Below are 25,650 nucleotides of genomic sequence, written 5' to 3'. Positions count from 1 at the left end.
TCAGGCCGCGCCTGCGAGTTTAGCCGCTTCTTCGAGATCCACTTGCACCAATCGCGACACCCCGGGCTCGCGCATGGTCACGCCACACAACTGGCGTGCGGCCTCCATCGTGCCCTTGTTGTGGGTGACGAAGATGAATTGCACGTGCGCGCTCATCTCAGCCACCATCGACGAGAAGCGTCCCACATTGGCCTCATCGAGCGGCGCATCGACCTCGTCGAGCAGGCAGAACGGTGCCGGGTTGAGGCGGAAGATCGAGAACACCAACGCCACTGCAGTCATCGCCTTTTCGCCGCCCGAAAGCAGGGAAATCGAGGTCACCCGCTTGCCCGGAGGCCGCGCCATGATCGACACGCCGGTTGACAGCAGATCCTCGCCAGTGAGTTCCAGATACGCATGCCCGCCGCCAAACAGGCGCGGAAACAATTCCTGCACGCCGGTGTTGACGCGGTCGAAAGTCTCCTTGAAACGCGCGCGCGTCTCCTTGTCGATCTTGCGGATCGCCCCCTCGAGCGTCTCCAGTGCGGTGCCCAGATCGGTGAGCTGCGAATCCAGATAGGTCTTGCGCAACGCCTGTTCCTCGTACTCGCTGATCGCGGCAAGATTGACCGGTTCGAGCCGCCGGATCTTCTGTTCGAGATCGACGAGGTCGCCCTGCCAACGCTCGGCATCGGCTTGTTCGGGCAGCGCGCCGAGGATCGCTTCGAGTTCGAAACCCGCCTCGGCGATCGCGCCGGCCAAGGCCTGCGCACGCAGGCGATGCTCCTGTTCGCGCAGGCGCAACTCGGCCACGTGCTCGCGCTGCTCGGTCAGGCTCTGCTCGAATTGGTGGCGATCCTGTTCCAGCTTGCGCAGCTGGGCGTCATGCTCTTGCACGCTCTGGCGCGCCTCGACCATGCGCTTGTCGACTGCCAGGCGCTGCTCCAGATGCATTTGCCGTTCGTCTTCGAGGCCGGCCAGCGGATCGCTTGAGGATTGAAGTTGCGCGGCAATCTCGCTGCGGCGTGCATCCAGCTGGGCGAACTGCGCCTGCATGCGGGTGAGCGATTGATCGAGCGCAGTGACCGCGCTGCGCCGGGATTCGATCGACAGCGCCAATTGATGAGCGGCATCGGCCGCCTCGCGCGCATTCATGCGCGCTTCCTCGCGGGTTTCAAGCAGGCTGCGCCGCTCGCCATCGAGTTCGTGACGGCGGCGTTCGAGCTCGCCCATGCTGTCGAGCGCACCCTGCAGGCGCTTGCGCGCCTCACGCGCCTGCTCGCCATCGGCATCGAGTTTGCCGATCACCTCGTCAAGTTCCTCGTCGATTCGTCGCAGGCGCTCGTTGGTGCTGTCCATGCGGCCGCGCTGGCTTTGCACCTGACCGGCAACCTCGGCCAGTCGCCGGTGCGCGGTGTAGAGATCGCGCTGGGCTTCCTCGCGCGCGTGCTCGGCATCGATGCGCTGCTGCTTGCAGACTTGGAGTTGGTCAATCTGCTGCGCAATCTCGCCTTCGAGTGCTTCCAATTGCTGACTGGTCTCGCGGATCTCGCGCTCGCGCGCAAGTACGCCGACCTGCGCGCCGGCACCGCGCTGTACGCGCACGAAACCGTGGCCGAACCACTCACCGGCCGGCGTCACCAGCGACTCACCCACTGCAAGCTCGGCGGCCCTGGCGCGTGCCGCAGCCAGCGTGTCGCAGGTACGCACGCGGGCAAGCAAGGCGCGCGCAGGTGCCGGACCGGCGACTTGCTCGGCCAGCGATCCCGGTGGCGCCTGGAACGATTCGCCATCAGCCATCAAGGCAAGGTCGGCAGCCTCCAGCGAGGCGAGCTCGGCGGCATGCCGCGCAGGCTCATCCACCAGCACCGCATCGAGCCAGCCGTCGAGCACGGTCTCCACGGCGCGCTCCCAACCGGCAGCCACCTGCAAGGTGCCGCCGAGTCGGCGCGCCTGCCCCAAGCCGGCGGCTTCGAGCCAGCCCCGCGCGGCGCCGTTCTCGCCCAGCGCCGCATGTTGCAAGGCCTCCAGCGACCCAAGCCGACCGCGCAAGCTTTCCAGCTGGCTGCGATTGGCCGACAAGGCCGCCTGCAAGCCACGCTCGACTTCCAATGCCGTCTCGGCGAGACTGCGGCGCTCATCCAAACTCGCGGTGTTCTCTTCGACCCGCTCGCGCAGCAGGGTGTGCTCTTCTTCCAGCTGTGCCAGCGCCTGGCCCAACTCATCGAGCCGCGTTGCGCCGCGCTCGGCTTCCAGCGTGCTGCGTCGCTGGTCGGCCGCGAGCACTTGTCTGTCGAGATAATCCAGACGCGTGCGCTCGACTTCGGCCGCCTGTCCCGCGGTCGAGGTCGATTGTGCGTGCGCGTCCCACAGTATCTGCCAATCTGCGAGCCGCGCCTCGGCATCGCGCAGGTTTTCGACCGCGCTCGCGTCGGCTTCGCGCAAGGTTTCCATCCGCGGCTCGGCTTCGGCCAGATGGGCACGTGCCTCATCCAGGCGCTGGCGGTCGGAATCGATGTGCTGGCCCAGTTCCAGATGCGCGCGATCGGTTTCAACGCGCGCCCGTTCCAATTGCTCGGACAGCTGTCGAGCGTGCTGAATCTGCTGTTCGATGCGCGCTATTTCGGCACCAACCCGATAGACCTCGGCCTGCACCGAATTGAGGTTTTCGGCCACCACCGCATGCCGTTCCCGGCCCTGCTCCAGCGCGAGCTCGACATGTCGCTGCTCAGCCAGTCGCTCCTCGATGCGCAATTCGACTTGGCGCAGCGCGGCGCTGTGGCCATCGAGCTCGGCCTGTGCGCCGCGCAGTTGCAACGCCTTGACCTGCGCTTCCTTTTCCTTCTGCTCGGCCTTGAGCTGCTGCCAGCGTTCGGCAGTGCGCGCCTGGCGTTTGAGATGTTCGAGCTGCTTGTCGACTTCATCGCGCACGTCGCGCACGCGATCAAGGTTCTCGCGCGTGGCCTTGATGCGGCTTTCGGTTTCCTTGCGCCGCTCCTTGTATTTCGAGATGCCGGCGGCCTCTTCCAGATGGTGGCGCAGCTGTTCGGGATCGGCTTCGACGATTTCCGAAATCATCCCTTGCTCGATGATCGAATAGCTGCGCGGCCCCAAACCGGTACCCAGGAAAATATCGGTGATGTCACGGCGACGGCAACGGACGCCGTTGAGGTAGTACTGCGACTGGCCGTCGCGGCTGACCACGCGCTTGACCGAAATCTCGTTGTAACCCGCGTACTCGCCGCCAATCACGCCATCGCTGTTGTCGAACAACAGCTCGACCATCGCGCTGCCCACCGGCTTGCGCCCGGATGACCCCGAGAAGATCACGTCGGTGAGCGCATCGCCGCGCAGCCGGCTGGCTGCGCTTTCGCCCATCACCCAACGGATCGCATCGATGATGTTGGATTTGCCGCAGCCGTTCGGCCCGACCACGCCGGTCATGTTGGTGGGCAGGTGCAGGACCGTCGGATCGACGAAGGACTTGAACCCGGACAGTTTGATGGTGCTCAGACGCATGCCGCTTCTACCTTGAAAACGCGAACGCCGCTTGCGTCCGCCCTGTTGTGTGACAGTGCCACGATACCCTCGGGACCCCGCCGTTCAGGTCTGCGCAGGGACCTGGGCGTCGATGCTCAGCGCATGAATGTCGGTTTGCATGAGATCGCCCAACGCGGCATAGACGGCGCGATGACGCGCCAGCGGCAGCATCCCGGCGAACGCCATGCTGACGATGCGCACGCGGAAATGACCGCGACCATCGCGTGCGCCCTCATGCCCGACATGGCGGTGACTTTCATCCTCGATCTCCAGTTCGGTCGGTGCCAACGCCGCCAGCCGCTCACGGATCAGGCTCACGCGTTCACTCATGGCAGGACCTTGCGGAATGGCCGCACGCTCACGTTGGCATAGACCCCGGAGGCGACGTACGGGTCGGCATCAGCCCAATCCTGCGCCGCGGCGAGATCGGGAAATTCGGCGACGATCAGGCTGCCGCTGAAGCCTGCAGGTCCCGGGACGACGCTATCGATCGCGGGGAAAGGCCCGGCCAGCACCAGCCGCCCTTGTTCGTGCAGCTCATGGAGACGCTGCAAGTGCGCAGCTCGTGTGGCTCCGCGGCGCGACAGTGAATCGGCAACATCGATGCCGACGATGGCATACAGCATGCGCAATCTTCCTCAAATAACCGGGAGCACGGACTCCATCACGTGGTGGCGGCCCATTGGATCGGTAAGACTCAAAGCTGCCGACTGCTTCATTTCGCGACCGGCGGGGCCGCCGTACCGACTGCCCGCGGCAAGCGGCTACGGGTCGGACGGCCGGCCATGTTACCCGATGCCTTGCCAGCCCGAGTGCCCGCCGCGGACAGAATCACCTCCGGCAGGCGATTGCACCGCCACGCATTTGCCCGTAGGCTATGCGCGTACTGATCGGTCGGACCCATCGTTTGCGACGATGGCGCTTGCTCCACGAACCGATCCCGTCTTGAGCTTGTTTTTACTCGCCGGGCTTCCGACCCGGCCCCGAATCGTTGTGGGCGTTTGCGCGGATCCCCTGGTCCGCTCCATAGCCCGCAATCGGCAATGACCTGTGCTCATCCGCGTCGTGAGGCGCCGGGCGTCATGGGGCGAGCATGAACCAGACCTTCCAGCCATCCAACGAACCTGAATCCGTCACGCCGTTCGCGCCGCAGCCGCAGCAGCAGGAAATCCCGCTGGCGCTGGTACGTGGTCAGCCCGTGCTCGAGATTCCGCAGGATCTGTACATTCCGCCGGACGCGCTGGAAGTCATCCTCGAAGCTTTCGAAGGCCCGCTCGACCTGCTGCTGTACCTGATCCGGCGCCAGAACCTCGACATCCTCGACATCCCGATTGCCGAAATCACCCGGCAGTATGTCGATTACATCGAAATGATGCGCGAGATGAAGCTTGAACTCGCGGCCGAGTATCTGGTGATGGCCGCGATCCTCGCCGAGATCAAGTCGCGCCTGCTGCTGCCCCGGCCGCCGCAGGAAGAAGGCAGCGAGATCGATCCCCGCGCCGAACTGGTGCGGCGCCTGCAGGAATACGAGCGCTTCAAGCAGGCCGCCGAGGACATTGATGCCCTGCCGCGCCAGGACCGCGATTTTGCGCTCGCCCATCTCGTCGTCGATGATCGCAACGTGGTCCGCCTGCCGCCGCCGGTCGATCTGCGCGAATTGCTGCTCGCACTCAAGGACGTGATGAAGCGCGCCGAGCTGCACGGCCACCACGCCATCCAGCGCGAGACACTCAATGTGCGCAGCCGCATGAGCGACGTGCTGGCCGCGCTTGGTGATGGCGGCTTCCACCGCTTCGAAAGCCTGTTCGAGGTCAGCGAAGGGCGGCTGGGTGTGGTCGTCACCTTCCTGGCCATGCTTGAACTGGCCAAGGAGCAGCTGGTCGAGATCATTCAAGAAGTTGCACTCGCGCCGATCTACCTCAAGTCGATGGCGGTTGGCGATTCCGACGATTCCGACACCGCCACCGCCTGACCAACGCCATTTCCCAGCCGACATCCCATTGATGGAATTGCCCCTGATCAAACGCATCATCGAGGCCGCCCTGCTCGCGGCCTCGCATCCGCTGACACTGCCGCAGCTGGGCGCGCTGTTCGACGAGTTCGACATGCCCGCGCCCGACCAATTGGCCAAGGCGATCGAAGCGCTGCAGGCAGACTGCGCCGAACGCGGCGTCGAACTGGTCGAGGTCGCTTCGGGCTACCGCTACCAGGTATGCGAAGACGTACATGCCCATGTCGGCAAGCTGTGGGCCGAGAAGCCTTCGCGCTACTCCCGCGCCTTGCTCGAAACGCTGGCCCTGATCGCCTATCGCCAGCCGATCACGCGTGCCGAAATCGAATCGATTCGCGGCGTGGCGGTCTCGACCAACATCGTGCGCACGCTCGAGGAGCGCGATTGGGTTCGCGTGGTCGGTCACCGCGACCTGCCCGGCAAACCTGCCCTGCTTGGCACCACCCGCCAGTTTCTCGACTACTTCAAGCTCAAGTCGCTCGATGAGCTGCCGCCGCTGAGCGAGATCCACGATCTCGAGGAAATCGAGCGTCAGTTCGCCTTCGACGAAGCGATTCCCACCGCGCCACTGGATCTGGCTGCTGCCGATGCCGATGCAAACGCTGATGCTGATGCCGATGCAGACGATGACGCCGCGCCCGCGGCACTGCTTTCCGCATCCGCCCCGGATCACCCTGCCGAGCCCGATCTCGAGCACATCAAAGAACCACCGGAAACCGCCGCATGACCACCTCCTCCCGCTCCATCCTCTCGCTCAAACGCGGTGCCGATGCACCTTCGGTTGAGGAGCGTCTGCACAAAGTGCTCGCCAACGCCGGCCTGGGCTCGCGGCGCATGCTCGAAACGCGCATCGAAGCGGGCGAGGTTCAGCTCAATGGCGCCACCGCAAACATCGGTCAGAGCGTGCGCAGCGGCGATCGCATCGAGCTCGATGGCAAGCGCTTCGTGGTCGTGGCGGACAATGCCGAACACGCGCAGGTGCTCCTCTACAACAAGCCCGACGGTGTGGTTGCCACGCGCGAGGACCCGGAAGGACGCCCGACCGTGTTCGAACAGCTGCCGCAGATCAAGGGCGCGCGCTGGATCGCCGTGGGTCGTCTCGACATCAACACCACCGGGCTGCTCCTGCTCACCACCGACGGTGAACTCGCCAATGCGTTGATGCATCCGCGTTCGGAGATCGAGCGTGAGTACATCTGCCGCGTGCATGGCGAAGTTCCCGACGAAGTGCTCGAACGTCTGCGCAGCGGCGTCGAGCTCGAAGATGGCCCCGCCCATTTTGACGATATCGGCGTGATCAGCCGCGGCAGCAGTCACTCCTGGTTCCGGGTGGTGATCCGTGAAGGTCGCAATCGCGAAGTGCGCCGCATGTGGGAATCCCAGGGCCTGATGGTCTCGCGCCTCAAGCGCATCCGCTACGGCAGCGTCGAGTTGCCACGCGGCCTGCTGCGCGGCCGCCACCAGGAACTTGATCCCGCACAGATCATCGAATTGCGCCAGCGCAGCGGCATCCCCAAGGCGGAGCCCCGCCTCACCCTTGCGCCGGTGATTGGCCAGCGCCGAGTCGCACCCACGGAATTCCGCCCAACACCGAGCGCGCAGCAAGCATGGACCGGGGCGCGCGGCGAGGAAGCACGTGAATTCGCTGCCTTCGATCGCATGCGCGACGACGGGTGGCGGGCGGGCGCAGGCAAGCCCGGACGCGGCAAGCGTGGCGCCAAAGGCGCCGGCCCCGCCCGTCAAGGTCGTGGCGGTCCCGGCGCTGGCAAGCGTGGTGGTCCGGGACAAGGGCAAGGCCGCGGCCCCGGCAATGCCCAAGGCGCAGGTCGCCCGGGCCAGAATCGTGGCGCCCAGGGACAACGCCCGCAGCGAGGGCAGGATCCGGCACGCGGCAAATCGGCTGGCGCTGGCGGGCCCTGGAGCGAGCCGGGGTTGAGCCCAGCCGTATTGCGCAGCTGGTTCCCTGATTCGGCCGCCCAACCGGGTGGCCGCAAGCGCCGCGGCGCACGACCGGGTCAGGAAGTGTCCTTCCACTCGGGCCAGTTCCAACCGCAAACGCCCAAGGTCCACGGCAATCGCATTGCACCCGCTCCAAAGGCCTGGCCCACTGGCAATCGCGCCCCGCAGTCGGGCAATCGCGCCCCGTCGTCCGGCAACCATGCTCCGCATTCAGGCAATCGCGGAACACCCGGCAATTCGATCTACGAGGGTCCGGGTGGCGGCAATCGCCGTCCCGGTGGCGGTCGTGGCGGGCGCCGCGGTCGCTGATCGAGACGCGCCTCGATTACGCAAGAAATCGGCGGGCAATGCCCGCCGTTTTCCTGTCATGCTGGTGCGCGCGATCAGTCCAGCTTGAGTGCCTTCTTGGTTCCGGCACGGCGCTTGGCTTCCTTGGCGTCGTACTCGGCTTCGCAGTTGCCACGCACGACCATCTTGCAATCGAGGTATTCGCTGATCTCGACCAGCGCGGCACCGATCGCCTTGCCGGCAGGCGTGTTTTCCTCGTGGCCCAAAGCACCACCGAAGCCGCCGCGGTAGACGCCGACGCTGATGCCGCCACCCGAGCTGCGACCTTCGATTGCGCGCGAGAACTCGATGTCACCCGTGGATGAATTGACCACGCGCACATCGACGCGCACGTAGGCTTGGCTCTTCTTGCCGCCCAGCGAAATGCCGCGGAAGCTGATGCCGCCGCCCGTGCTTGCGGTGTTCTCTTCGTAGTCGGTGACTGTACCGAACACCAGATATTCGGCACCGGTGACCTGCCCCATCTTGGCGGCGGTTCCCGAGCGCACGCGACCGGAAGCGCCGAGATTCTGTTCCTCAAGGACTTTTTCGAGCTTGTTGCGTTCGACGACCCGGAAATGTCCGCTGCTGGCCAGTTCGTTGGAGAGCATGCCGGAAAGCTCCCAGCCCACGCCGCCACGCCACCAACCCGCCCCTGATTCGTTCTTGAACTCGGCAACGCCGATCGAGGGCCTTTCGGCCAATGCACTGGCACTGGCGGCAAAACCAAACAAGGCCACGACCACTGCGAGATGCGACTTCTTCATCTGTTGTCTCCCGACTCCGGTTGTTTTCGACACTGACACCCGTACGCCGCCACGCCCCAATTCGGATCGGATGCGAATGAATGCCCGTATCCGGCCTTGCGAAGCAACTCGGCGCGCAGTCTAACAGGTGTGATCCAACGCCAGACCGGCACCATCACGCATCGAGATGCGGAATCAGCTCACGGTTTCATTGCGATGCAATACACGAAATTCCGGCTCGGCAGAGGCCAACCACTCGCTTGCTGCAACGCAAAACAAGGATGGGATTGGCGATGGGAGCGGCAAGCCAAGCACGCTGCCGTCAAGGGTCTTGCCACGGCGTGGTCGCCAGCGCCGCTCGCAGCAAGTCCACAGTTTCCGCATCGGCTTCAAAGACGAGATCATCGATGCATGCCAGCGGCATGCATGCGCACGCGGCGTTGGTAAAAAATGCGCTGCGCATGCCACGCAGGTCCGACAACCTGAGTGGGCGTGTCATCTGGGGGACGCCCAGTCGCGCCAGCCCCTCCTTGAGCAACTGCATCGATATCCCGTCAAGCATGGGCGCAGCCGGCCACACAATCCGCTCGCCGTCGTGAAAGCCGAGGTTCCAGGTCGTGCCTTCGGACACGCAACCGTCGACGCCCAGGAACAGCGCATCATCGAACCCGCGCTGTTGCGCCAGACGACGCTGATTGAACAGGCCGAAACTGCCCAGATGCTTGATGTGCGGCGCTTCACGCTGATGGACGACGCTGCACACCCGCAGCGGTCCCGTGCTGCGAACACGGGGCGGATGGAGCGCAATCAGCACATCGGGCGTGGCCGCACGCGACGGCCGGTCACGATCGAACGCACGCGAAAACACGCTGATGCGCACTGCGGCATCCTGCCCGCGCAGGGCATCGTGCAACCAGGCACGCAACGGTTCAGCGGCAAGCTCCTTGCCGAACAGCTCGCGCGTTGCTGCCTGCAGCCGCGCCAAATGCAGCGGCCAAGCCTGGATGAGCCCGGCACGCGCCTGCAGTGCGGTGAAATGGCCATAGTTGTTGCCGGCCAGACTGGCGATGGCTTCGAGCGTGGCGGTTTCGCCATTCAAGGTCCATCGAGGTGGCCACATGCGCAAGCTCCCGCTGCGCTACGATGCGCAGCCCTGATTGCCGCCATTGTCCCGATTCGTGAGCACCCTGTCGCCCGCTGCGAAAGCTCAATGGCAAATCCACTTCTGCGTGCTGCTGTGGGGCTTCACCGCAATCCTCGGCAAGATGATCACGCTGGAGGCGTTGCCGATCGTGTGGTGGCGCATGCTGATCGTGGTGGTCGCGTTGGCGCTGGTGCCGAAAATGTGGCGCGGCCTGCGCGCGATTCCGACGCGTCTGCTGGGCGCCTACGCCGGCATCGGCGTGCTGGTCGCCCTGCATTGGTTGACGTTCTACGGTTCGATCAAGCTTGCCAATGCCTCGGTCGGCGCCACCTGCATCGCGCTGGCGACGCCGATGACGGCCCTGCTCGAACCGTGGCTGGCGCGGCGCCGTTTTTCGTGGCGCGAACTGGTGATCGGGATTGCCGCCCTGCCCGGCGTCGCCCTGGTCGTCGGCGGCTTGCCCGGCTCGATGCGGCTGGGCCTGCTCGTCGGCACGGTGTCGGCGCTGCTGGTGGCGATCTTCGGATCGCTCAACAAGCGCTTGGTCGAACATGCCGACGCGATGGCCGTGACCGCACTTGAACTCGGCGCAGGGGCGCTCACACTGGCCCTGATTGCCCCTGCCCTGCCTTGGTTGTTTCCGCCGTTGGCCGCCGACATCCTTGCCATTCCGGGGCCCCGCGACTGCGCGCTTCTGCTCGCCCTGGGGCTGGCCTGCACGCTGTTGCCGTTCACGCTCTCGCTTGTTGCGTTGCGCCACATGAGTGCGTTCGCGGCACAACTGGCGACAAATCTGGAACCGGTCTACGCGATCATTCTGGCAGCGCTGCTCCTGGGCGAGCAGCGCGAACTCACGCTGACCTTCTATGCCGGTGCAGGGACGATCCTGCTTGCCGTCTTCCTGCATCCCTTGCTGGGCGGGAAGCGCACGGTCGCACATGCCGAGATCCTCGGCACCTCCGAGGCCAAGCAATTGGTCGATTGAAACCTTGTGCGAGCCACGAAGTCATTCGCATCCAGGGCGCCATTCCTCCTGAAGTGCGTCAAGCAATCCCTTGCATTGAATGCAAAAACAATCGGGCCGGCACGTCGCTGACATGCCGCCCCGATCGAGATCACATCGGAATCAGCGCGGTGCGCTCTTGCGCGAGCCCGGGCCGCCTTTGGGCTGTGGCCCGGCCGATGGCTGCGGGTCCAGATTGGTCAACAAGGCCCGCAGGTCGACTGAAATCGTCTTGCCGTTGCCGGCCAGGTCGAGCGCACCCATCGTCCTGCGCGACAGCGCGGCGCGATCGACGAAGACTTCGCGGTCCGGCTGCGGCGGGCGCGCGGCGCTGCACAAATCGCGTTTGAAGCGCAGGGTGGTGGTACCTGGGCGTTGCCACGGGTAACCCGGGGACAGTCGCTCGACCATGACGCTTTCCAACTTGACGACGACGGTGTCGTCGCCGATTTCCATGCAACGGCCAATGCCGATGTCGTAGGTCATTTCAACCTCGCAAATTCAGGACAGTCAACCGATCCAGCCGCAAGGCCAGTGCGCGAAGGTACGCAAGGGGTTGAACCAGGATCGGGAAAGGGATTATGCCCGGTAACACGTGAGAAAACTGTTACGCGCAATAAAGTACAAGATGCGGTATGTACGTTAGATAACTGTTTTATATCACTTTTTGTATGTGCAGGTTCGATCGATTCCACCTCGCACCCACCCTCACCGGAGCCATGACGGTCCTCGGCAGTCCTGCTGTCTCAGCAATCAACACGCACCAGGGCCTGCCAAGTCTGCTTGTCGAAGACCACCAAGCGAGGTTCGCGGCGATGCAGCTTCATCCACGCATTGCTGATCTTCCCGGCGCCGGAGGGACAGGGAATCACGATCATCCCGCCGTCCAGGTGCAGCTGGAGCGGACTGTCTCCGAGAACTTCCAGACTCATTCCGGCACGCGGCAGTAGTGGCAGGCGCACGCGTGCGCGCCAGATCCCTTGCTCGCCCGCGACCACCACCAGAATGTGATGTCGCAGCGACGATCCGACACCGACATCCATTGCGATCCGCAGGCGGTCCGCCTCACCGGCTGACGAGCTGGTTGGCGTCCATGCTGCGATCGCAAAACGCTCCGGGGCACGCGCGATCCGCTGCAGGCGGCCACGACTGAGGCCCAGCTGGCTGGCATGACACGCCAGTGCTTCGAGCTTGCGCTGCTGGCGTTCTTGCGCAGCGCTCGATTCACCGTATCCCCGACCAGGGCCGTGGACGAGATAAGTCAGGCGAACACAGGAATGCCCCGTCTGCAGCAGCGCAAGTTCGCTCAGGATGTGCAGGGCACTGTGATCGGGATGCCGATCGCCCAGCGCTGGCGCCACCAGGTGAGTCGGCGCGAAACCCGTTACCTCCGCGGCCAGAGCGACAAGCAGCGCATCATCATCCATCAGCGCTGCGGTCACGCTCTGGTCGGCAAATCCGAGAAAGCGGAACGTGATCGCGCCATCACCGAGCACCTTCAGGGCCGCGACGGCTTCTCCGCGCCGACGCTCACCCCAGCGCCGGCGTGCGGCGGCGTTGATCCACAGCCGCATTTCCATCCAGCGTTGCGGCCAGGGATTGTTCTCGCCGTCAGTCACGAACAACACGCGCACATGGGCGCCTGCCGCGAGTGCGAGCTGAATCAGTTCGCCACTGGCAAGGGTCTCGTCATCGGGATGGGGGGCAAGCACCAACAGGCGATCGCGTGGCGCAAAGCGAATTTCCGGCGACTGCGGTCGCATCGAACAGGCTACTCCAGGCGGTGCCCCGCAAGCATAGCCCAACAGCAGCCGCATCCTTGCGCGTCACGGACTCGACAAGGGATGCCGCACCTGTCCGTCGCCACGCACGACGAAGCGCTCGATCGTCAGCGCTTGCGCGCCCATCGGCCCGTAGGCATGCAGGCGCGAGGTCGAGATGCCGATTTCGGCACCCAGACCCAATTCACCGCCATCGCTGAAACGCGACGAGGCATTGACCATCACCACCGCGCTGCGCAGTGCATCGACGAAGCGCTCCACGGTTGCCGGATCCGAAGTGGCGATGACTTCGGTGTGATCCGAACCATGACGGCGAATATGGTCAATCGCGGCCTCGAAATCCTCGACCACGCGCACGGCGATGATGCGATCGAGGAACTCGCAGCCGAAGTCGGCTTCCCTTGCGGCGATCACATGCGGACCCAGCGCGCGGCTACGCTCGCAGCCACGCACTTCGACGCCACGCACATGCAACTCTGCGAGTGCTGCGGGCAGGAAGGCGGCGGCGATTTCGGCATGCACGAGCAGCGTTTCCAGCGCGTTGCAGACCGCGGGCCGCGTGGTCTTGCCGTCGATCAACAGACGCAGCGCAAGCTGTGGATCAGCGGCAGCATCGACATACAGGTGACACACGCCCTTGTAGTGCTGGATCACTGGCACGCGCGCGTGTTCGACCACGAAGCGGATCAGGCTCTCGCCGCCACGCGGAATCGCCAGATCGATCAGCCCGTGCAGTTGCAGGAGTTCGAGCACGCATTCGCGGCGTGGATCTTCGATCAGGGTGACTGCGGCGGGCGGCAGGCCTTGGCCATGCAGCGCCTCGCGCAGCGCCGTGGCGATCGCGCGATTGCTCTCCAAAGCCTCCGATCCACCCCGCAGCAGCACCGCGTTGCCGGCAAAGAAGCACAGTGCGGCCGCATCGGCGGTCACGTTCGGCCGGGCTTCGTAGATCATCGCGATCAGGCCGAGCGGGATGCGCACGCGCTCGATGACGAGGCCGTTGGGTCGCGATTCGCGATGGGTCAGCTGACCGACCGGATCGGGCAAGGCGGCCACCGCACGTACCGCCGCAGCCACCGCAGCGAGCCGTGTCGCATCCAGACGCAGCCGATCGATCAGGTGTGAAGCGGCGCCACGTGACTGCGCTGCCGCGACATCGCGCGTATTGGCGGCAAGGATCTGCGGCGCATGCTGTTCAATTCGATCGGCCATCGCCGCCAGCGCCACGCGCTTGCGCTCGCCAGACAGCGCGGCGATCTCCAGCGCTGCGGCGCGCGCCTGCAGGGCCAGTTCGCGCACCGAAACGCTCATGCCACGGCCTCGTCGAACAGCACGAGGTCATCGCGGCGTATCATTTCCTCGCCGTAAGAGTAGCCAAGCAAGGCTTCGATCTCGCGTGTGTGCCGACCGGCAATGCGCCGGGCCGAACCGGCGGCGTACTGGCACAGACCGCGCGCAAAGGCGCTACCCGCGCCATCGACGATGTCGACCAGATCGCCGCGCGCAAACTCGCCGTCAATCCCGACGACACCGCCGGGGAGCAAGGAAGCGCCGCAGCGCAGCGCCGCCGCCGCGCCCGCATCGACCCGCACCCATCCCTGCGTTCCAGGCGCATGGCGCAACCAGTACTTGCGCGCCGCGAGGCGCGAACCGGCCGCGGCGAAGTGCGTGCCACGCAGGCATCCACGCGCGAGCAAGGCGACCGTATCGGCATCGGCGCCATTGAACAGCGCCGTCGCGATGCCGGCCTTGCCCGCCTTGCTTGCGGCCTCGAGTTTTGTGCGCATGCCGCCGGTGCCCACCGCGCTGCCACTGCCGCCGGCCACCGCGAGCACGGCCGGCGTGATCGCATCCACCCGCTCGATCGGGCGCGCCGCGGGATCATGCAAGGGATGCGCGTCGTAGAGACCATCGACGTCACTGGCGATCAGGAGCAGGTCGGCATCGACCAGCGCGGCGACGATCGCCGCGAGATTGTCGTTGTCACCGAGCTTGAGCTCCTCGACCGCAACCGTGTCGTTCTCGTTGATGATCGGCACGGCATGCAGGCGCAGCAGTTCGAGCAAGGTATTGCGCGCGTTGAGATAGCGGCGGCGATCACGCAGGTCATCGTGACTGAGCAGGACCTGGGCTACCGGCATCGCGAGCAGGCCCTGCCAGAGTCCGATCATGCGCGTCTGCCCAAGCGCGGCCAAGGCCTGACGCAAGACCAGCCCCCCGCCCTTGCGCGGCGTGGTCGGCACCTGCGCACGTCCGGCCGCGACCGCGCCCGAGGACACCAGCACGACTTCGTGACCGACTGCGCGTGCGGCCGTGATGAACGCCGCGAGGCCGCGCGCAGTGCGATCGGACAGATTGCCGTCGCGATCGGCGAGCAGACTGCTGCCGACCTTGAGCACCGCGCGCCGCCAAGTCGGCAATGCCTGCTGCGTGAATCCGCTCCCCATGCTCTTCCCCCATGCCATGGCTGCCCGCAGGAGCCTCAATGACGTGATTCAGGTTTCCAGTGCGCGCAACCGCGCGCGCAGTTCGTCCAGGCGCAGATCCGCGGCGGCACCGGGTGAAACGCGCGCCGCGAGACTCGCCTGCGGTGTGCGACCCGCACCCGCCTTGCCGGCATCGTCCGCGGCCTTGCGATAGGCATCGCGAAACGGCACACCCGCTGCCGCCTGCTCGATCGCGACATCGGTCGCATACATTGACGGCTCGATCGCGCTGAGCATCGCCGACGCATTCCACTGCATTTGCGCCAAGAGGTCGGGAAGCAGCGCGAGCGCGGCAAGTCCGCGTCCGAAGCCATGCACGATCGCGCCCTTGGAGAACTGCAGGTCACGCTGGTAGCCCGACGGCAAGGACAGCAGTTGCTCGATCTCGCAGCGCGCCGCGGCCAGGCTTGCGTAACTCGCGCGCATGAGTTCAATCACGTCGGGATTGCGTTTGTTGGGCATGATCGAACTGCCGGTGGTGTACTCACCCGGCAGTTGCACGAAGCCGTACTCGGCTGTGGTGAACAGCGACAGATCCCAGGCCAGACGTCGCAGGTCAAGCAGCGCGCCGCCGAGCGCATCAAGCGCAGCGATCTCGAATTTGCCGCGCGAGAGCTGCGCGTAGATCGGATTGATCTGCATGCGCGCGAAACCGAGCGCGTTCGTGCTGTGCTGCCGATCGAGCGGCAGGTTGACGCCATAGCCCGCTGCAGTGCCGAGCGGATTGGCATCGACCCAAGTCAAGGTGTCGTGCGCACGACGTGCATTGTCGATGAAGGCTTCGGCAAAACCCGCAAACCACAGTGCAGTCGATGACACCACTGCGCGCTGCAGATGGGTGTAGCCCGGCAGCGGCAAGTCCTCTCCCGCGGCGCGTTCAAGACAGATGCGCGCGACCGCGCGGCAAGACTCCAGCAAATCGCCCAGACGTGCCTTCAGCCACAGTCGGGTCGCGACAAGAATCTGGTCGTTACGGCTGCGTCCGCTGTGAACCTTGCGTCCGGCATCGCCCAGTCGCTCGCTCAGACGTGCCTCGATCGCGGAATGGCCATCCTCGAAGCGCGCATCGAGCACAAAGCGGCCGGCGCGAAAATCCTCGGCCAGCGTGTCGAGTTCGCGCGCCAGCACGGCGTGCTCGTCCGCAGACAGCAAGCCGATGTTGAGCAGTCCGCCGACATGCGCCTTGCTCGCCTCGATGTCGTGCAGGAAAAACTCGCAATCGAGGATCACGTCATCGCCGGCGAGAAACTGCATGATGCGCTCGTCGGTACGCACGCCGGCCTTCTGCCACAGCAAGTCAGTCATGGGGAATGCCCTCCAGTTCGGGATGGCCCAGCGCGAGGTTGATGTTCTGCAGCGCCTGCGTCGCCGCGCCCTTGAGCAGGTTGTCGATCGTCGCAACCACCACCACGCGCTTGCCGCCTGGCGCCACGCTGAAGCCGCCGATCTCGACATGGTGACGGCCCGCGATCGCACTCACCCACGGCACCGATTCGGTGATGCGCACCAACGGCTCATGCGCATAGAAGCTGCGGAAAGCTTCCTCCACCTGCGCAAGCGTGACCGCCTGTTGCAGCCACAGATTGACCGTCATCGTGATGCCACGGAAGTGCGGCGCCACATGTGGCATGAATTCGACCGGCAGACCCAACTGGCGCGTGACTTCGCGCTCGTGGATATGATTGGTCAGCGCATAAGGCATGAGGTTGTCGCGCAGCTTGGCGGGATCGTTGCGCTCGGACGGCGTCGTGCCCGCGCCCGAATAGCCCGACACGCCGAAGCAGGCCGGAGGCGCGGCGAGTTGGTCTTTGACTGGCGCTATCGCCAGCTGTATTGCGGTCGCATAGCAACCCGGATTGGCAATGCGTCTGCGACCCGCAGCCTGCGCGCGCGTGAGTTCGGGAAGGCCGTAGTACCAGGTCTCGTCGAAGCGATGATCGGCCGACAGATCGACGATCAGCGTGTCGGGCTTGAGCGCATCGATCGCAGCGACAAATTCCTGCGACTTGCCATTGGGCAGGGCCAGCACGACGACATCGGCGCGCCTGAACGCCACCGCGTCATGCGCCAGGCTTTCGTAGCGCAGCTCGCCCGTGTATCCCGCGACCTGCTCGCTCACGCGCTCGCCGTCGAGTTCACGCGAGGAAACGAAAGCGAGTTCAAGCTGCGGGTGGCGCGCAATCAGGCGAATCAGCTCCGCCCCGGTGTGGCCGCGTGCGCCGACTATGCCGACGGTTGCCTTGTGCATGGATTCAGTCCATCAGGGTGGGTTGGCGGTCGCGGCAGTGCACCAGACACTGGTCGATCGCGGCGAGATCATCGATGCCATACCAGAACACCTTCCAGCGCGGCTGCTTCCAGCAGCCGTCGGACTCGGCGTAGTAGAACGGATTGATCGGATTGCCGTGGCGCGAGCGCCAGAACAGGCTCGGATTGTCGGCGCGCATCACCTGCCAGGCCGCGCGACCCAGACCCTCGCCCTGTGCATCATCGGCGACCGCGAACTTGTCGAGATAGGTCATGCCCGCCTCGCGCGTGAGGATCAGCGCGGCGCGGTAGTTCTCGCTCAAATACACCTTGCAGGGTTTGGTGCGCTCGAAATAGTCGGCGACGAGGCGACGCTTGAAGCTCGCTTCGATGAGTGCGCGCAGGCGTTCGCGGTCAATGCCATCCCAGTCCTCATGCACGTGCACGCGCTCGCCGCGCCGTACCAGCGTACCCGAACCCTTGTGCGTGAACAGCTCCTTGGCCAGCTCATCGGGTCGCGTGATCGACACCGACGAGGACAGCGGCAGATGATCGAGCAATTCCTTGATCTGCTCGATCTTCACGCGCATGCCGCCATTGAGCCATGGTTGTTTCACCAATCGCTCGTACTCGGTGCTCAGGTTGATCGAATCGATCACCTTGCCCTGCTCGTCAAGCAGGCCGCCGGTGCCGGTGAGGAAGATGATCTTGTAAGGGCGCAACACGCGCACCAGCTCGTTGGCGGCGAAATCGGCGTTGATATTGAGGATCTGCCCTGCTTCGGTTTCACCGAGCGAGGCGATCACCGGAATCGATCCGGCACGCAGGCTCGCTTCGATCGGTGCAAGGTTGACGCGGCTCACGCGACCGACGAGGCCAAGCGTCGCCGCATCGATCGCCTCGGCCTCGAACACGCCCGAGAGCACCGAGGTGGCGCGCGCATCGACCTGCTGCAGCGCCTCGACCAGATTGAGGTTCTGCGCCTGAAACACGCGGCGCACGATCGCCAACGTCTGCGCCGAAGTCACGCGCAGGCCGTTCACGGTCTGCTTGGCGATGCCGGCGGCAGCGAGCTCCTCGTCGAGCTGCGGGCCCGCGCCGTGAACGACGATCGGGGTCAGGCCGACCTGTTGCAGGAAGGCGAGCGAGGAAGTGAGCGCGTCGAGATCATCGCGGAGCACCGCGCCACCGACCTTGACCACCGCGAAGCGCTTGGCATCGAGCTGCGAAAAGCGCTTGAGGTATTGATCGATCTCGCGCGCGCTGGCCATGCTCGACAGCAGTCGCACGATGGTCTGGCGCATCTGCAGATGGGTCTGCTCATTCATGCTTGCAGGATCCGGTGGACTTGGGTGACGTAGGCCTGCAACTGATCGAGCGCAACCCACTCATCGGCACTGTGTGCCTGGGCGATGTCGCCCGGGCCATACACGAAGGCGGTTTTCCCGGCCTGCGAGAACAGCGCGGCTTCGGTCCAGAAGTCGACCGCGGCGCCGATCGGCAAACCCAGCGAATTGGCGAGTGCCTGCGCCCGGGCACGCGCCTCCTGCGCCTGCGCCGGCTTGCTCGCCGGCAGCGCCGGGCCGCGGAAGGTCTCGCTGAACTCGCTGCCCGCGACGGGCAACAGCGCACGAAATTGCGCGAGCAAGGCATCCACATCCATCGATGGCAACGGTCTGAAGCCGAAGCGCAGCTCGGCCTCCGGCGCGATCACATTGGCCTTGATGCCACCCTCGATGCGACCGACATTGAAACGCAGGCCGCTGAGTTCGCCAAAGCGTTCCTGCGCGAGTGCATCGACCTGATCGAGCGCACGCGCGCCCCAGCGCAGCGCCTGATGCAAGGCGCTCGCAGCCGGATCCTGACGCGCTGACGCATGCCCGGCCTGACCATGAAAGCGCATCAGCACCGAACTGATGCCGCGATGCGCGAGCACCGCCGCGCCATGCGTCGGCTCGGCAACGATCACGCCATCGAACCTGTCCGCTTGCGACCCGGCGAGAAACGCAGCGATGCAGCGCGGATCGTTGGCTTCCTCATCGCTCGTGAACAGGAACGCGGCATCACCCTGTGTTGCCTGCGCCGCCGCCAGCAAGGCGGCCGCCGCGCCCTTGATGTCGCAAGCGCCGAGGCCGACCGCACGTTCGCCATCGACGCGCAGCTCGAACGGACTTGCACTCCAGTGCGGCGAGTCGGGCACCGTGTCCAGATGCACGTTGAACAGCAAGCGCGGTTTGCCGCGAATCGCCAACAGGCTCACCGCACCCGCACCGTGATCGATCACGCGGCATTCGAAACCCGGTAGATTCGTGCGCAGCCACGCGAAAATGCCGCCGCCGTCGATCGCGCGCGGCGGGTTGCGCGTATCGAAGGCGACCAGCACACGCAGATGCGCCAGCGTGGTATCGAGCAATTGGCTCATGCGCGCCGATCCGCATTGACTTCGGCCCACAGCGTGCTGCTCATGCCGTAGAGCTTGATGAAGCCCTCGGCTTCGGCGACGCCCCAGTCGGCGCTCTGCGCATAGGTCGCGCCCTTGGCATTGAGGATGCGCGTGGAACGAATCTCGACCGCAGCGACGTTGCCACCATGCGTCTCGAGCACGACCTCGCCCTCGACGCAGCTCTGGCTCGAAGCGAGGAAGGCTTCGAGATCGGTCTTGAGCGGATCGTGGAAAAATCCCTCGTACACCAGTTCGATCCACTTGCGCGCGACATCGGGCTTGAAGCGGTTTTGTTGCTTGGTGAGCACTGCTTCCTCGAGCGCGCGATGCGCGGCGAGCAGAGCGATGAGGCCGGGTGCTTCGAAGATGATCCGACCCTTGAGCCCGATGGTGGTGTCGCCGGTGTAGATTCCGCGGCCCACGCCATAGGCTGCGAACAGCGCATTGAGCCGCGCGAGCAGCATTGCACCGGCGAGACGTTCGCCATCCAGCGCGACCGCTTCACCGCGCTCGAAACCCACCCGCACGCGCAACGGCGCCTCCGGCCATTGGGCGCGCGGCTTGCACCAGCCCTGCGCACCTTCACCGGGCGCAAGCCAACGATCGATCTCGCCGCCCGACATCGTCAGACCGAGCAGATTCTCGTTGATCGTGTAGGCCTTCTGCTTGGCGCGCACGCCGAATCCGCGTTGTTCCAGGAACTGCTGCTCGTAGGCGCGTGTTTGTGTGTGTTCCTTCTGGATCTCGCGGATCGGCGCAATGATCTCGCAGTCGCCCTGCGCCTTGACCGCAAGATCGAAGCGCACCTGATCGTTGCCCATGCCGGTGCAGCCGTGCGCGATCGCGCGTGTGCCCAGTGCGCGCGCGCGCTCGAGCGACGCATCGACGATCAGATACCGATCGGAAACCAGCAGTGGATACTGGCCTTGGTAGGCCTCGCCAGCCCACACGAAAGGCTTGACGAAGTCACGCCATAGCGCCGGCCCACCATCGATGGTGACGTGCGAGGCAACGCCGAGTTCTGCGGCGCGTTGCTCGATATAGGCACGTTCCTGCGCATCGACGCCGCCGGTATCGGCAAACACGGTATGCACGGCCCAGCCTCGTTCCTTCAGCCAGGGCACGCAGAAGCTCGTGTCGAGGCCGCCCGAAAATGCCAGCACGATGTCCTTGTTGGTCGTCATCGTCATTCACTCATCCGAAATTTGAAATGGAATGCGCAGCGCCGCTGCCGCGGCGCTGCGTGCTTATCACTGTGCCAATGCCGCCATCACCGCCTTCTGCACATGCAGGCGGTTCTCGGCTTCCTGGACGGCAATGCAGGCGGCCGAATCCATCACCGCATCGGTCGCCTTGATGTTGCGACGCAGGGGCAGGCAGTGACTGAAGACCGCGCCATCGGTGAGCGCCATCTTGGCCTCGTTGACGATGAAATGGCGGTGCGCATCGCGAACCGGTTTCTCCTCGTCCCAGCGGCCGAAATACGGCAGTGCGCCCCAGCTCTTTGCGTACACCACGTGGGCGCCGCGATAGGCCTGCTGCGGCTCATGGCTGATCGTCAGCGAACCACCATTTTCGGCGACATTGCGCGCGGCGAACTCCATGTAGCGGGAATCAAGCAGGTAGTCGCGATTCGGGCACAACAGGGTCACGTCCATGCCGTAGCGGGTGGCGATCTGGAGCGCCGAATTGGCCACCGCGGTATTGAGCGGCTTGGGATGATAGGTCCAGGTCAGCACGTATTTCCTGCCGCGCAGATCGCTGCTGCCGAAATGCTGCTGCAGGGCGAGGATGTGGGCGAGCTCCTGCATCGGATGGGTGATCGTCTCCATGTTGATCACCGGTACCGTCGCATGCCGGGCAAAGGCATGGATCACGCGGTCCTCGCGATCGACCGACCAGTCCCGGAATTTCGGAAACGCGCGCACGCCGATCAGATCGACATAGCGCGACAACACGCGCGCAACCTCGGCCACATGCTCCTCGGCTTCGCCATCCATTACCGTGCCCAATTCGAATTCGATCGGCCAGGCGTCCTTGCCCGGTTGCAGCACGACCGCGTGGCCACCGAGTTGGAACGCACCCAGTTCGAAGCTCGTGCGCGTGCGCATCGAGGGATTGAAGAACAGCAGCGCGATCGACTTGCCTGCGAGCTGCGTGCCGGCCTTGCAGCGCTTGAACGCCGCGGCCTGAGCCAACAATGCGTCGAGATCCGCGCGGGACCAGTCCTGGGTGGAGAGAAAGTGACGCATCGGCAGTGTCCCCTCGGTGCAATCGACAAACGGTGGAAAACAAAAAACCCGGCGCGGGCCGGGTTTTGGTCGTCAACTCAAGACAGCAGTACGCGACAGCCTACCCGGCGGAATGTCCAGCTTCCGGTCGACGCGCACGCGAAGTCATGCCAGCGGCCATGCGGGCGCTGCTGAGACCTTGCGGTGGGCGGGCGGATCGAAACATGCGTCGGAGTGCGTACAAGTGTTGACTCGGAGCGGGGCACCTTAGCGGCAAAGTTGCTGCAGCGCAATAGAACTTGCTTTCGACGGTGCAAAGGCGTCGCCGCACCAGAGTTTCACTCCACCGGCTCGATGCTCACGCGTACGCGCAGGCGATCGCCGGGGTCGTAACTCAGGCGCGACATGAATACATCGCCGCGGTAGCGGTACTGCACGTCATAGGCGACCACGCGTTCTTCGGCCGGCCCAGCCTCCATGCGGCAACGGCGTTCGACGCCCTGATAGTAGCCATCGTCGCCGCGCGCAACCTGATTGCCGATCGCACCACCGGCGACGGCGCCAGCCACGGTCGCCGCGCGACGACCATCCCCCTTGCCCACGGAGCTGCCGATCACGCCGCCGATGACCGCACCGACGACCGTGCCGGCAACCCGGTTGCCCCGCTCGTCGACGCGATGTTCGACCGGCACTTCCTCGCAGACTTCACGCGCAGCGCCGCGCGCACGGTCGTAGACCGGATCGACGCGCAAGACATCGGCCCAAGCCACCTTGAAATTGTTCGAAGCCTCGTCCGCGTAGCCGCGATCCTGCGCTGCCGCGATCCCGGTTCCCGCGAGACCCAGCATTGCCAACCATACCGCCACCTTCATGTCGCCTCCACCGCAGGCCGCCGCGGATCCTTCTCCGCATGACGACCATGACACCGTACCTGCCGGGATTTGAGCATGCAGTCGCTGAACCACGACAGAAGCCGAACCGACCGCCAGCGCGCGGCAAATGACTATCGCTTGCAACAGCGCCCGTGCCGTTCGGATGCACGCCGCTCTCCGGGGCATCCACTTCAGCAACCCGCGGCGACCACTGCGCGACCAGGAAAGCCATGTGTCGCCGGGCAGGACACACGCGACGAACGCCGCGCGACTCAGGGCGCAAGCATCTCGTCGATGCCGTAGCGCCCAGGCTCGCGGCCGGCGATCCAGACCGCCGCATGCAGGGCGCCTCGCGCGAAGATCGCGCGATCGGTCGCCCGATGCGTCAACTCGATCCGTTCTCCCGGCGTGGCCAGCAGGACGCTGTGCTCGCCGACGATGTCACCCGCCCGCAGCGCGGCAAAACCAATCGCGCCCGGTGCGCGCTGGCCGCCGCGCTCGATTGCCTTGACCGCATCCAACTCGACACCACGCGCATTCGCTGCCGCCTGTCCGAGCGCGAGCGCGGTACCTGAGGGTGCGTCACGCTTGGCGCGGTGGTGCGCCTCGAGGATTTCGAGATCCCATCCCGGCAGTATTGCTGCAGCCTGCGCGACCAGATGGCTGAGCAGGACCATGCCGAGGCTGAAGTTGGCCGCATGCAGCAGCGCAATTCGCTGGCCGGCGGCGTCCAGGCGCTGTTGCAAACCAGGATCCAGACCGGTGGTGCCACTGACCAGGGCCACGCCGTTCTTCTCGCAATGGGCGAGTGCGCGCACCAGGCCCGCGGGTGCGCTGAAGTCGACCATGACATCGATCGCCGTCAGCGCAGCGAAATCGGTCGCAGGCGTGCATGCCGCGACCAGTTCGAAGCGCGCGTCCTCGACAGCCAACGCGCACAGAAGCTGGCCCATGCGGCCCCCGGCACCATTGATGGCGAGGCGAAGCGGTACGTTCATGCGACTTGATCGGCTGCGGAGCGCGCATGCTACCCGATCCCGGGTGCGCGCCGACATCCGCGGCCATCGTCGTCAGGAGGTCACGCGATCCCAGAAATGCTTGACGCCATCGAGCCAGCTGCTGTTGCGCGGTGAATGCGCCGCGGCATTGTCACCGCCGAAAGTCGCCTCGAACTGCTGCAACAACTCGCGCTGCTCACCGGTGAGGCGCACCGGTGTTTCGACCACGGCGCGGCACAACAGGTCGCCGGTGCGACCACTGCGTACCGACTTCACGCCCTTGCCGCGCAGACGGAACAGCTTGCCGCTCTGGGTCTCGGCGGGAATCGTGAGCTGGGCTTCGCCATCGAGCGTAGGCACCTTGAGCACCGCGCCGAGTGCCGCCTGGCCGAAACGCAGCGGTATTTCACAATGCAGGTCATCGCCATCGCGCTGGAAGATCGCGTGTTCGCGCACGCGCACTTCGACATACAGATCGCCCGGCACGCTGCCGGCCGGGCCGGCTTCGCCCTGTCCGCTCAGGCGGATGCGATCGCCGTTGTCGACGCCTGCGGGAATCTTGACCTCGAGCGTGCGCTCATCGTGCACACGTCCTTCGCCCTTGCAATCCTTGCATGGATTCTTGACCACCTGACCACTGCCCCCGCAATGCGGGCAGGCCTGCTGAATCGAGAAGATTCCGTTCTGCATGCGCACGCGTCCGTGCCCCTTGCAGGTCGCGCAGGTGCTGGTCTTGCCGTCGGCCGAGCCGGCGCCGTGGCAAGTCGCACACTCGACCAGGGTCGGCACCTGGATCGTCTTGTCGACGCCGAACACGGCTTCTTCCAGATCCAGTTCGAGCAAGTAGCGCAGATCCGAACCGCGGCGCGCGCGCTGACGGCCACCGCCGCCCATGCCGAAGATGTCGGAGAAGATGTCGCCGAAGATGTCGCCGACATCCCCCTGGAAACCACCGCGACCGCCACCCATGCCGTGCTCGAACGCGGCATGACCATGCTGGTCGTAGAGCTGCCGCTTGTGCGGGTCGGACAGGACTTCGTAGGCCTCCTTGGCTTCCTTGAACTTCTCCTGTGCCTGCGGATCATCGGGGCAGCGATCGGGATGGCATTTCATCGCCACGCGCCGGAACGCCTTCTTCAACTCCTCGGCGCTGCTCGTGCGTTCGACGCCGAGCACCTCGTAGTAATCCGCCTTGCTCATTGACCTGACAATCCGTTTTCTATGCGTCGATCGGGGATGAACCACAGCGCCGCCACGACCGCGTAGACGACGCACGAAAGAATGGGGACGAACACCGCCAACACAACTGCGCCCAGATAGAGCGCGAGCGACAACACCGTCTTGCCGTCGACGCGGGCACCGATGGCCTTGGCCAACTTGCCCTGCGCGCCGCCATTGGCCGCGATCAGTGCGCGCCCCAAGGGCAGCCACGCGAGGGCGGCCATCAGCAGCACGAATCCGTAGGCGGCGGTGGGCAAGGGCGCGGGCAGCGGCTGCGCCTCGTTGAGCCAGGCAGTGGCGAATGGCAGGAGCGAGAGCCAGAACAGGAAATGCAGATTCGCCCACAGCACGCGCCCGCTCACGTGGCGACACGAGGCGAACAAATGATGGTGATTGTTCCAGTACAGGCCAACGTAGACGAAGCTGAGCACATAGCTGAGGAAGATGTGCCCGTTTTCGAGCAGCGCATCCCAATCCGCCGCATGCGGTGGCTTGAGCTCGAGCACCATGATCGTGATGATCACGGCGATCACGCCGTCCGAAAACGCCTCGACTCTGCCCTTTTCCATGCTCCCCCCGACGCTCCCCAGCGTCCGCTGCCGCGCGGCGACACCGTGCGTGCAAAAGCGCCGCCTTCAATGCGAAGGCGGCGCGAGTGACTC

General features: G+C 65.1%; 23 protein-coding genes. 4 read left to right on the top strand and 19 right to left on the bottom strand.

Annotation, left to right across the window (positions count from 1 at the left end; all coding sequences use genetic code 11):
- From smc to KF759_RS02710, 3 genes are all read right to left on the bottom strand, one after another.
- Entirely contained in the window at positions 1 to 3,498 is a 3,498-nt protein-coding gene (gene smc, locus KF759_RS02720) for a chromosome segregation protein SMC (protein WP_291222871.1), read from the bottom strand.
- Between the two features lie 84 nt (positions 3,499 to 3,582).
- Positions 3,583 to 3,849, bottom strand: coding sequence for a BolA family protein (locus KF759_RS02715; RefSeq protein WP_291222870.1), 267 nt, complete (start codon positions 3,847 to 3,849; stop codon positions 3,583 to 3,585).
- A complete protein-coding gene (locus KF759_RS02710) occupies positions 3,846 to 4,145 on the bottom strand; it encodes a YciI family protein (RefSeq protein ID WP_291222869.1) in 300 nt (99 codons plus the stop codon). Before KF759_RS02710 ends, KF759_RS02715 begins: the two co-directional genes overlap by 4 nt.
- Positions 4,146 to 4,612: 467 nt before the next feature.
- Here KF759_RS02710 and KF759_RS02705 point away from each other — a divergent pair, with 467 nt between their 5' ends.
- From KF759_RS02705 to KF759_RS02695, 3 genes are read left to right on the top strand one after another with little or no spacing between them, the layout of a single operon-like run.
- Complete coding sequence (locus tag KF759_RS02705) at positions 4,613 to 5,491, top strand: ScpA family protein (RefSeq protein ID WP_291222868.1); 879 nt, start codon at positions 4,613 to 4,615, stop codon at positions 5,489 to 5,491.
- 31 nt (positions 5,492 to 5,522) lie between these two features.
- Complete coding sequence (gene scpB / locus KF759_RS02700; protein WP_345777414.1) at positions 5,523 to 6,257, top strand: SMC-Scp complex subunit ScpB; 735 nt, start codon at positions 5,523 to 5,525, stop codon at positions 6,255 to 6,257.
- A complete protein-coding gene (locus tag KF759_RS02695) occupies positions 6,254 to 7,798 on the top strand; it encodes a pseudouridine synthase (protein WP_291222867.1) in 1,545 nt (514 codons plus the stop codon). The genes scpB and KF759_RS02695 overlap by 4 nt, the downstream gene beginning before the upstream one ends.
- A gap of 74 nt (positions 7,799 to 7,872) precedes the next feature.
- On the opposite strand, the gene KF759_RS02690 is transcribed toward KF759_RS02695, so the two are convergent.
- Entirely contained in the window at positions 7,873 to 8,583 is a 711-nt protein-coding gene (locus KF759_RS02690; protein ID WP_291222866.1) for a CsgG/HfaB family protein, read from the bottom strand.
- A 301-nt stretch (positions 8,584 to 8,884) separates the two neighbouring features.
- The gene (locus tag KF759_RS02685; RefSeq protein ID WP_291222865.1) at positions 8,885 to 9,661 is read right to left on the bottom strand and encodes an aminotransferase class IV; all 777 of its coding nucleotides are present in this window, start codon (positions 9,659 to 9,661) and stop codon (positions 8,885 to 8,887) included.
- Positions 9,662 to 9,749: 88 nt separating this feature from the next.
- On the opposite strand from KF759_RS02685, the gene KF759_RS02680 reads away from it, so the two are divergent.
- Entirely contained in the window at positions 9,750 to 10,691 is a 942-nt protein-coding gene (locus tag KF759_RS02680) for a DMT family transporter (RefSeq protein WP_291222964.1), read from the top strand.
- A gap of 141 nt (positions 10,692 to 10,832) precedes the next feature.
- On the opposite strand, the gene KF759_RS02675 is transcribed toward KF759_RS02680, so the two are convergent.
- From KF759_RS02675 to KF759_RS02610, 14 genes are all read right to left on the bottom strand, one after another.
- Positions 10,833 to 11,195: a hypothetical protein gene (locus KF759_RS02675; RefSeq protein WP_291222864.1), complete on the bottom strand. Its 363-nt coding sequence runs from the start codon at positions 11,193 to 11,195 to the stop codon at positions 10,833 to 10,835.
- Positions 11,196 to 11,455: 260 nt separating this feature from the next.
- A complete protein-coding gene (locus KF759_RS02670; RefSeq protein WP_291222863.1) occupies positions 11,456 to 12,472 on the bottom strand; it encodes a PIG-L family deacetylase in 1,017 nt (338 codons plus the stop codon).
- A gap of 63 nt (positions 12,473 to 12,535) precedes the next feature.
- Positions 12,536 to 13,801, bottom strand: a complete 1,266-nt coding sequence (locus KF759_RS02665) for a glutamate-5-semialdehyde dehydrogenase (protein WP_291222862.1) — start codon at positions 13,799 to 13,801, stop codon at positions 12,536 to 12,538.
- A complete protein-coding gene (gene proB / locus KF759_RS02660; protein ID WP_291222861.1) occupies positions 13,798 to 14,955 on the bottom strand; it encodes a glutamate 5-kinase in 1,158 nt (385 codons plus the stop codon). Before proB ends, KF759_RS02665 begins: the two co-directional genes overlap by 4 nt.
- 30 nt (positions 14,956 to 14,985) lie before the next feature.
- A complete protein-coding gene (locus KF759_RS02655) occupies positions 14,986 to 16,281 on the bottom strand; it encodes an argininosuccinate lyase (protein WP_291222860.1) in 1,296 nt (431 codons plus the stop codon).
- Complete coding sequence (argC, locus tag KF759_RS02650; protein ID WP_291222859.1) at positions 16,274 to 17,224, bottom strand: N-acetyl-gamma-glutamyl-phosphate reductase; 951 nt, start codon at positions 17,222 to 17,224, stop codon at positions 16,274 to 16,276. The genes KF759_RS02655 and argC overlap by 8 nt, the downstream gene beginning before the upstream one ends.
- 4 nt (positions 17,225 to 17,228) lie before the next feature.
- Positions 17,229 to 18,551, bottom strand: coding sequence for an acetylglutamate kinase (locus KF759_RS02645; protein WP_291222858.1), 1,323 nt, complete (start codon positions 18,549 to 18,551; stop codon positions 17,229 to 17,231).
- The gene (locus KF759_RS02640; RefSeq protein ID WP_291222857.1) at positions 18,548 to 19,645 is read right to left on the bottom strand and encodes an acetylornithine deacetylase; all 1,098 of its coding nucleotides are present in this window, start codon (positions 19,643 to 19,645) and stop codon (positions 18,548 to 18,550) included. The genes KF759_RS02645 and KF759_RS02640 overlap by 4 nt, the downstream gene beginning before the upstream one ends.
- Complete coding sequence (locus KF759_RS02635) at positions 19,642 to 20,850, bottom strand: argininosuccinate synthase (RefSeq protein WP_291222856.1); 1,209 nt, start codon at positions 20,848 to 20,850, stop codon at positions 19,642 to 19,644. Before KF759_RS02635 ends, KF759_RS02640 begins: the two co-directional genes overlap by 4 nt.
- A gap of 66 nt (positions 20,851 to 20,916) precedes the next feature.
- Positions 20,917 to 21,924, bottom strand: coding sequence for an N-acetylornithine carbamoyltransferase (locus KF759_RS02630; protein WP_291222963.1), 1,008 nt, complete (start codon positions 21,922 to 21,924; stop codon positions 20,917 to 20,919).
- 311 nt (positions 21,925 to 22,235) lie between these two features.
- Positions 22,236 to 22,769 (bottom strand): glycine zipper 2TM domain-containing protein, encoded by a 534-nt coding sequence (locus KF759_RS02625; RefSeq protein WP_291222855.1) that lies wholly within the window; start codon positions 22,767 to 22,769, stop codon positions 22,236 to 22,238.
- A 272-nt stretch (positions 22,770 to 23,041) separates the two neighbouring features.
- Entirely contained in the window at positions 23,042 to 23,767 is a 726-nt protein-coding gene (dapB, locus tag KF759_RS02620) for a 4-hydroxy-tetrahydrodipicolinate reductase (RefSeq protein ID WP_291222854.1), read from the bottom strand.
- Positions 23,768 to 23,839: 72 nt separating this feature from the next.
- Complete coding sequence (gene dnaJ, locus KF759_RS02615) at positions 23,840 to 24,967, bottom strand: molecular chaperone DnaJ (protein ID WP_291222853.1); 1,128 nt, start codon at positions 24,965 to 24,967, stop codon at positions 23,840 to 23,842.
- Positions 24,964 to 25,557, bottom strand: a complete 594-nt coding sequence (locus tag KF759_RS02610; RefSeq protein WP_291222852.1) for a TMEM175 family protein — start codon at positions 25,555 to 25,557, stop codon at positions 24,964 to 24,966. The genes dnaJ and KF759_RS02610 overlap by 4 nt, the downstream gene beginning before the upstream one ends.
- Positions 25,558 to 25,650 lie beyond the last annotated feature (93 nt).

The sequence above is a fragment of the Dokdonella sp. genome (assembly GCF_019634815.1).
Lineage (GTDB): Bacteria > Pseudomonadota > Gammaproteobacteria > Xanthomonadales > Rhodanobacteraceae > Dokdonella_A.
This window is presented reverse-complemented; position numbering and strand designations above follow the sequence as displayed.

Excerpts from the sequence above, each read along its gene's own strand:
- KF759_RS02655 (WP_291222860.1), bottom strand. The coding sequence starts at position 16,281 with ATGACTGACTTGCTGTGGCAGAAGGCCGGCGTGCGTACCGACGAGCGC.
- dnaJ (WP_291222853.1), bottom strand. The coding sequence starts at position 24,967 with ATGAGCAAGGCGGATTACTACGAGGTGCTCGGCGTCGAACGCACGAGC.
- KF759_RS02710 (WP_291222869.1), bottom strand. The coding sequence starts at position 4,145 with ATGCTGTATGCCATCGTCGGCATCGATGTTGCCGATTCACTGTCGCGC.
- smc (WP_291222871.1), bottom strand. The coding sequence starts at position 3,498 with ATGCGTCTGAGCACCATCAAACTGTCCGGGTTCAAGTCCTTCGTCGAT.
- KF759_RS02610 (WP_291222852.1), bottom strand. The coding sequence starts at position 25,557 with ATGGAAAAGGGCAGAGTCGAGGCGTTTTCGGACGGCGTGATCGCCGTG.
- KF759_RS02640 (WP_291222857.1), bottom strand. The coding sequence starts at position 19,645 with ATGAGCCAATTGCTCGATACCACGCTGGCGCATCTGCGTGTGCTGGTC.
- KF759_RS02695 (WP_291222867.1), top strand. The coding sequence starts at position 6,254 with ATGACCACCTCCTCCCGCTCCATCCTCTCGCTCAAACGCGGTGCCGAT.
- proB (WP_291222861.1), bottom strand. The coding sequence starts at position 14,955 with ATGGCATGGGGGAAGAGCATGGGGAGCGGATTCACGCAGCAGGCATTG.
- KF759_RS02670 (WP_291222863.1), bottom strand. The coding sequence starts at position 12,472 with ATGCGACCGCAGTCGCCGGAAATTCGCTTTGCGCCACGCGATCGCCTG.
- KF759_RS02665 (WP_291222862.1), bottom strand. The coding sequence starts at position 13,801 with ATGAGCGTTTCGGTGCGCGAACTGGCCCTGCAGGCGCGCGCCGCAGCG.
- KF759_RS02645 (WP_291222858.1), bottom strand. The coding sequence starts at position 18,551 with ATGAATGAGCAGACCCATCTGCAGATGCGCCAGACCATCGTGCGACTG.
- dapB (WP_291222854.1), bottom strand. The coding sequence starts at position 23,767 with ATGAACGTACCGCTTCGCCTCGCCATCAATGGTGCCGGGGGCCGCATG.
- KF759_RS02705 (WP_291222868.1), top strand. The coding sequence starts at position 4,613 with ATGAACCAGACCTTCCAGCCATCCAACGAACCTGAATCCGTCACGCCG.
- KF759_RS02715 (WP_291222870.1), bottom strand. The coding sequence starts at position 3,849 with ATGAGTGAACGCGTGAGCCTGATCCGTGAGCGGCTGGCGGCGTTGGCA.
- scpB (WP_345777414.1), top strand. The coding sequence starts at position 5,523 with ATGGAATTGCCCCTGATCAAACGCATCATCGAGGCCGCCCTGCTCGCG.
- KF759_RS02690 (WP_291222866.1), bottom strand. The coding sequence starts at position 8,583 with ATGAAGAAGTCGCATCTCGCAGTGGTCGTGGCCTTGTTTGGTTTTGCC.
- KF759_RS02675 (WP_291222864.1), bottom strand. The coding sequence starts at position 11,195 with ATGACCTACGACATCGGCATTGGCCGTTGCATGGAAATCGGCGACGAC.
- KF759_RS02635 (WP_291222856.1), bottom strand. The coding sequence starts at position 20,850 with ATGACGACCAACAAGGACATCGTGCTGGCATTTTCGGGCGGCCTCGAC.
- argC (WP_291222859.1), bottom strand. The coding sequence starts at position 17,224 with ATGCACAAGGCAACCGTCGGCATAGTCGGCGCACGCGGCCACACCGGG.
- KF759_RS02625 (WP_291222855.1), bottom strand. The coding sequence starts at position 22,769 with ATGAAGGTGGCGGTATGGTTGGCAATGCTGGGTCTCGCGGGAACCGGG.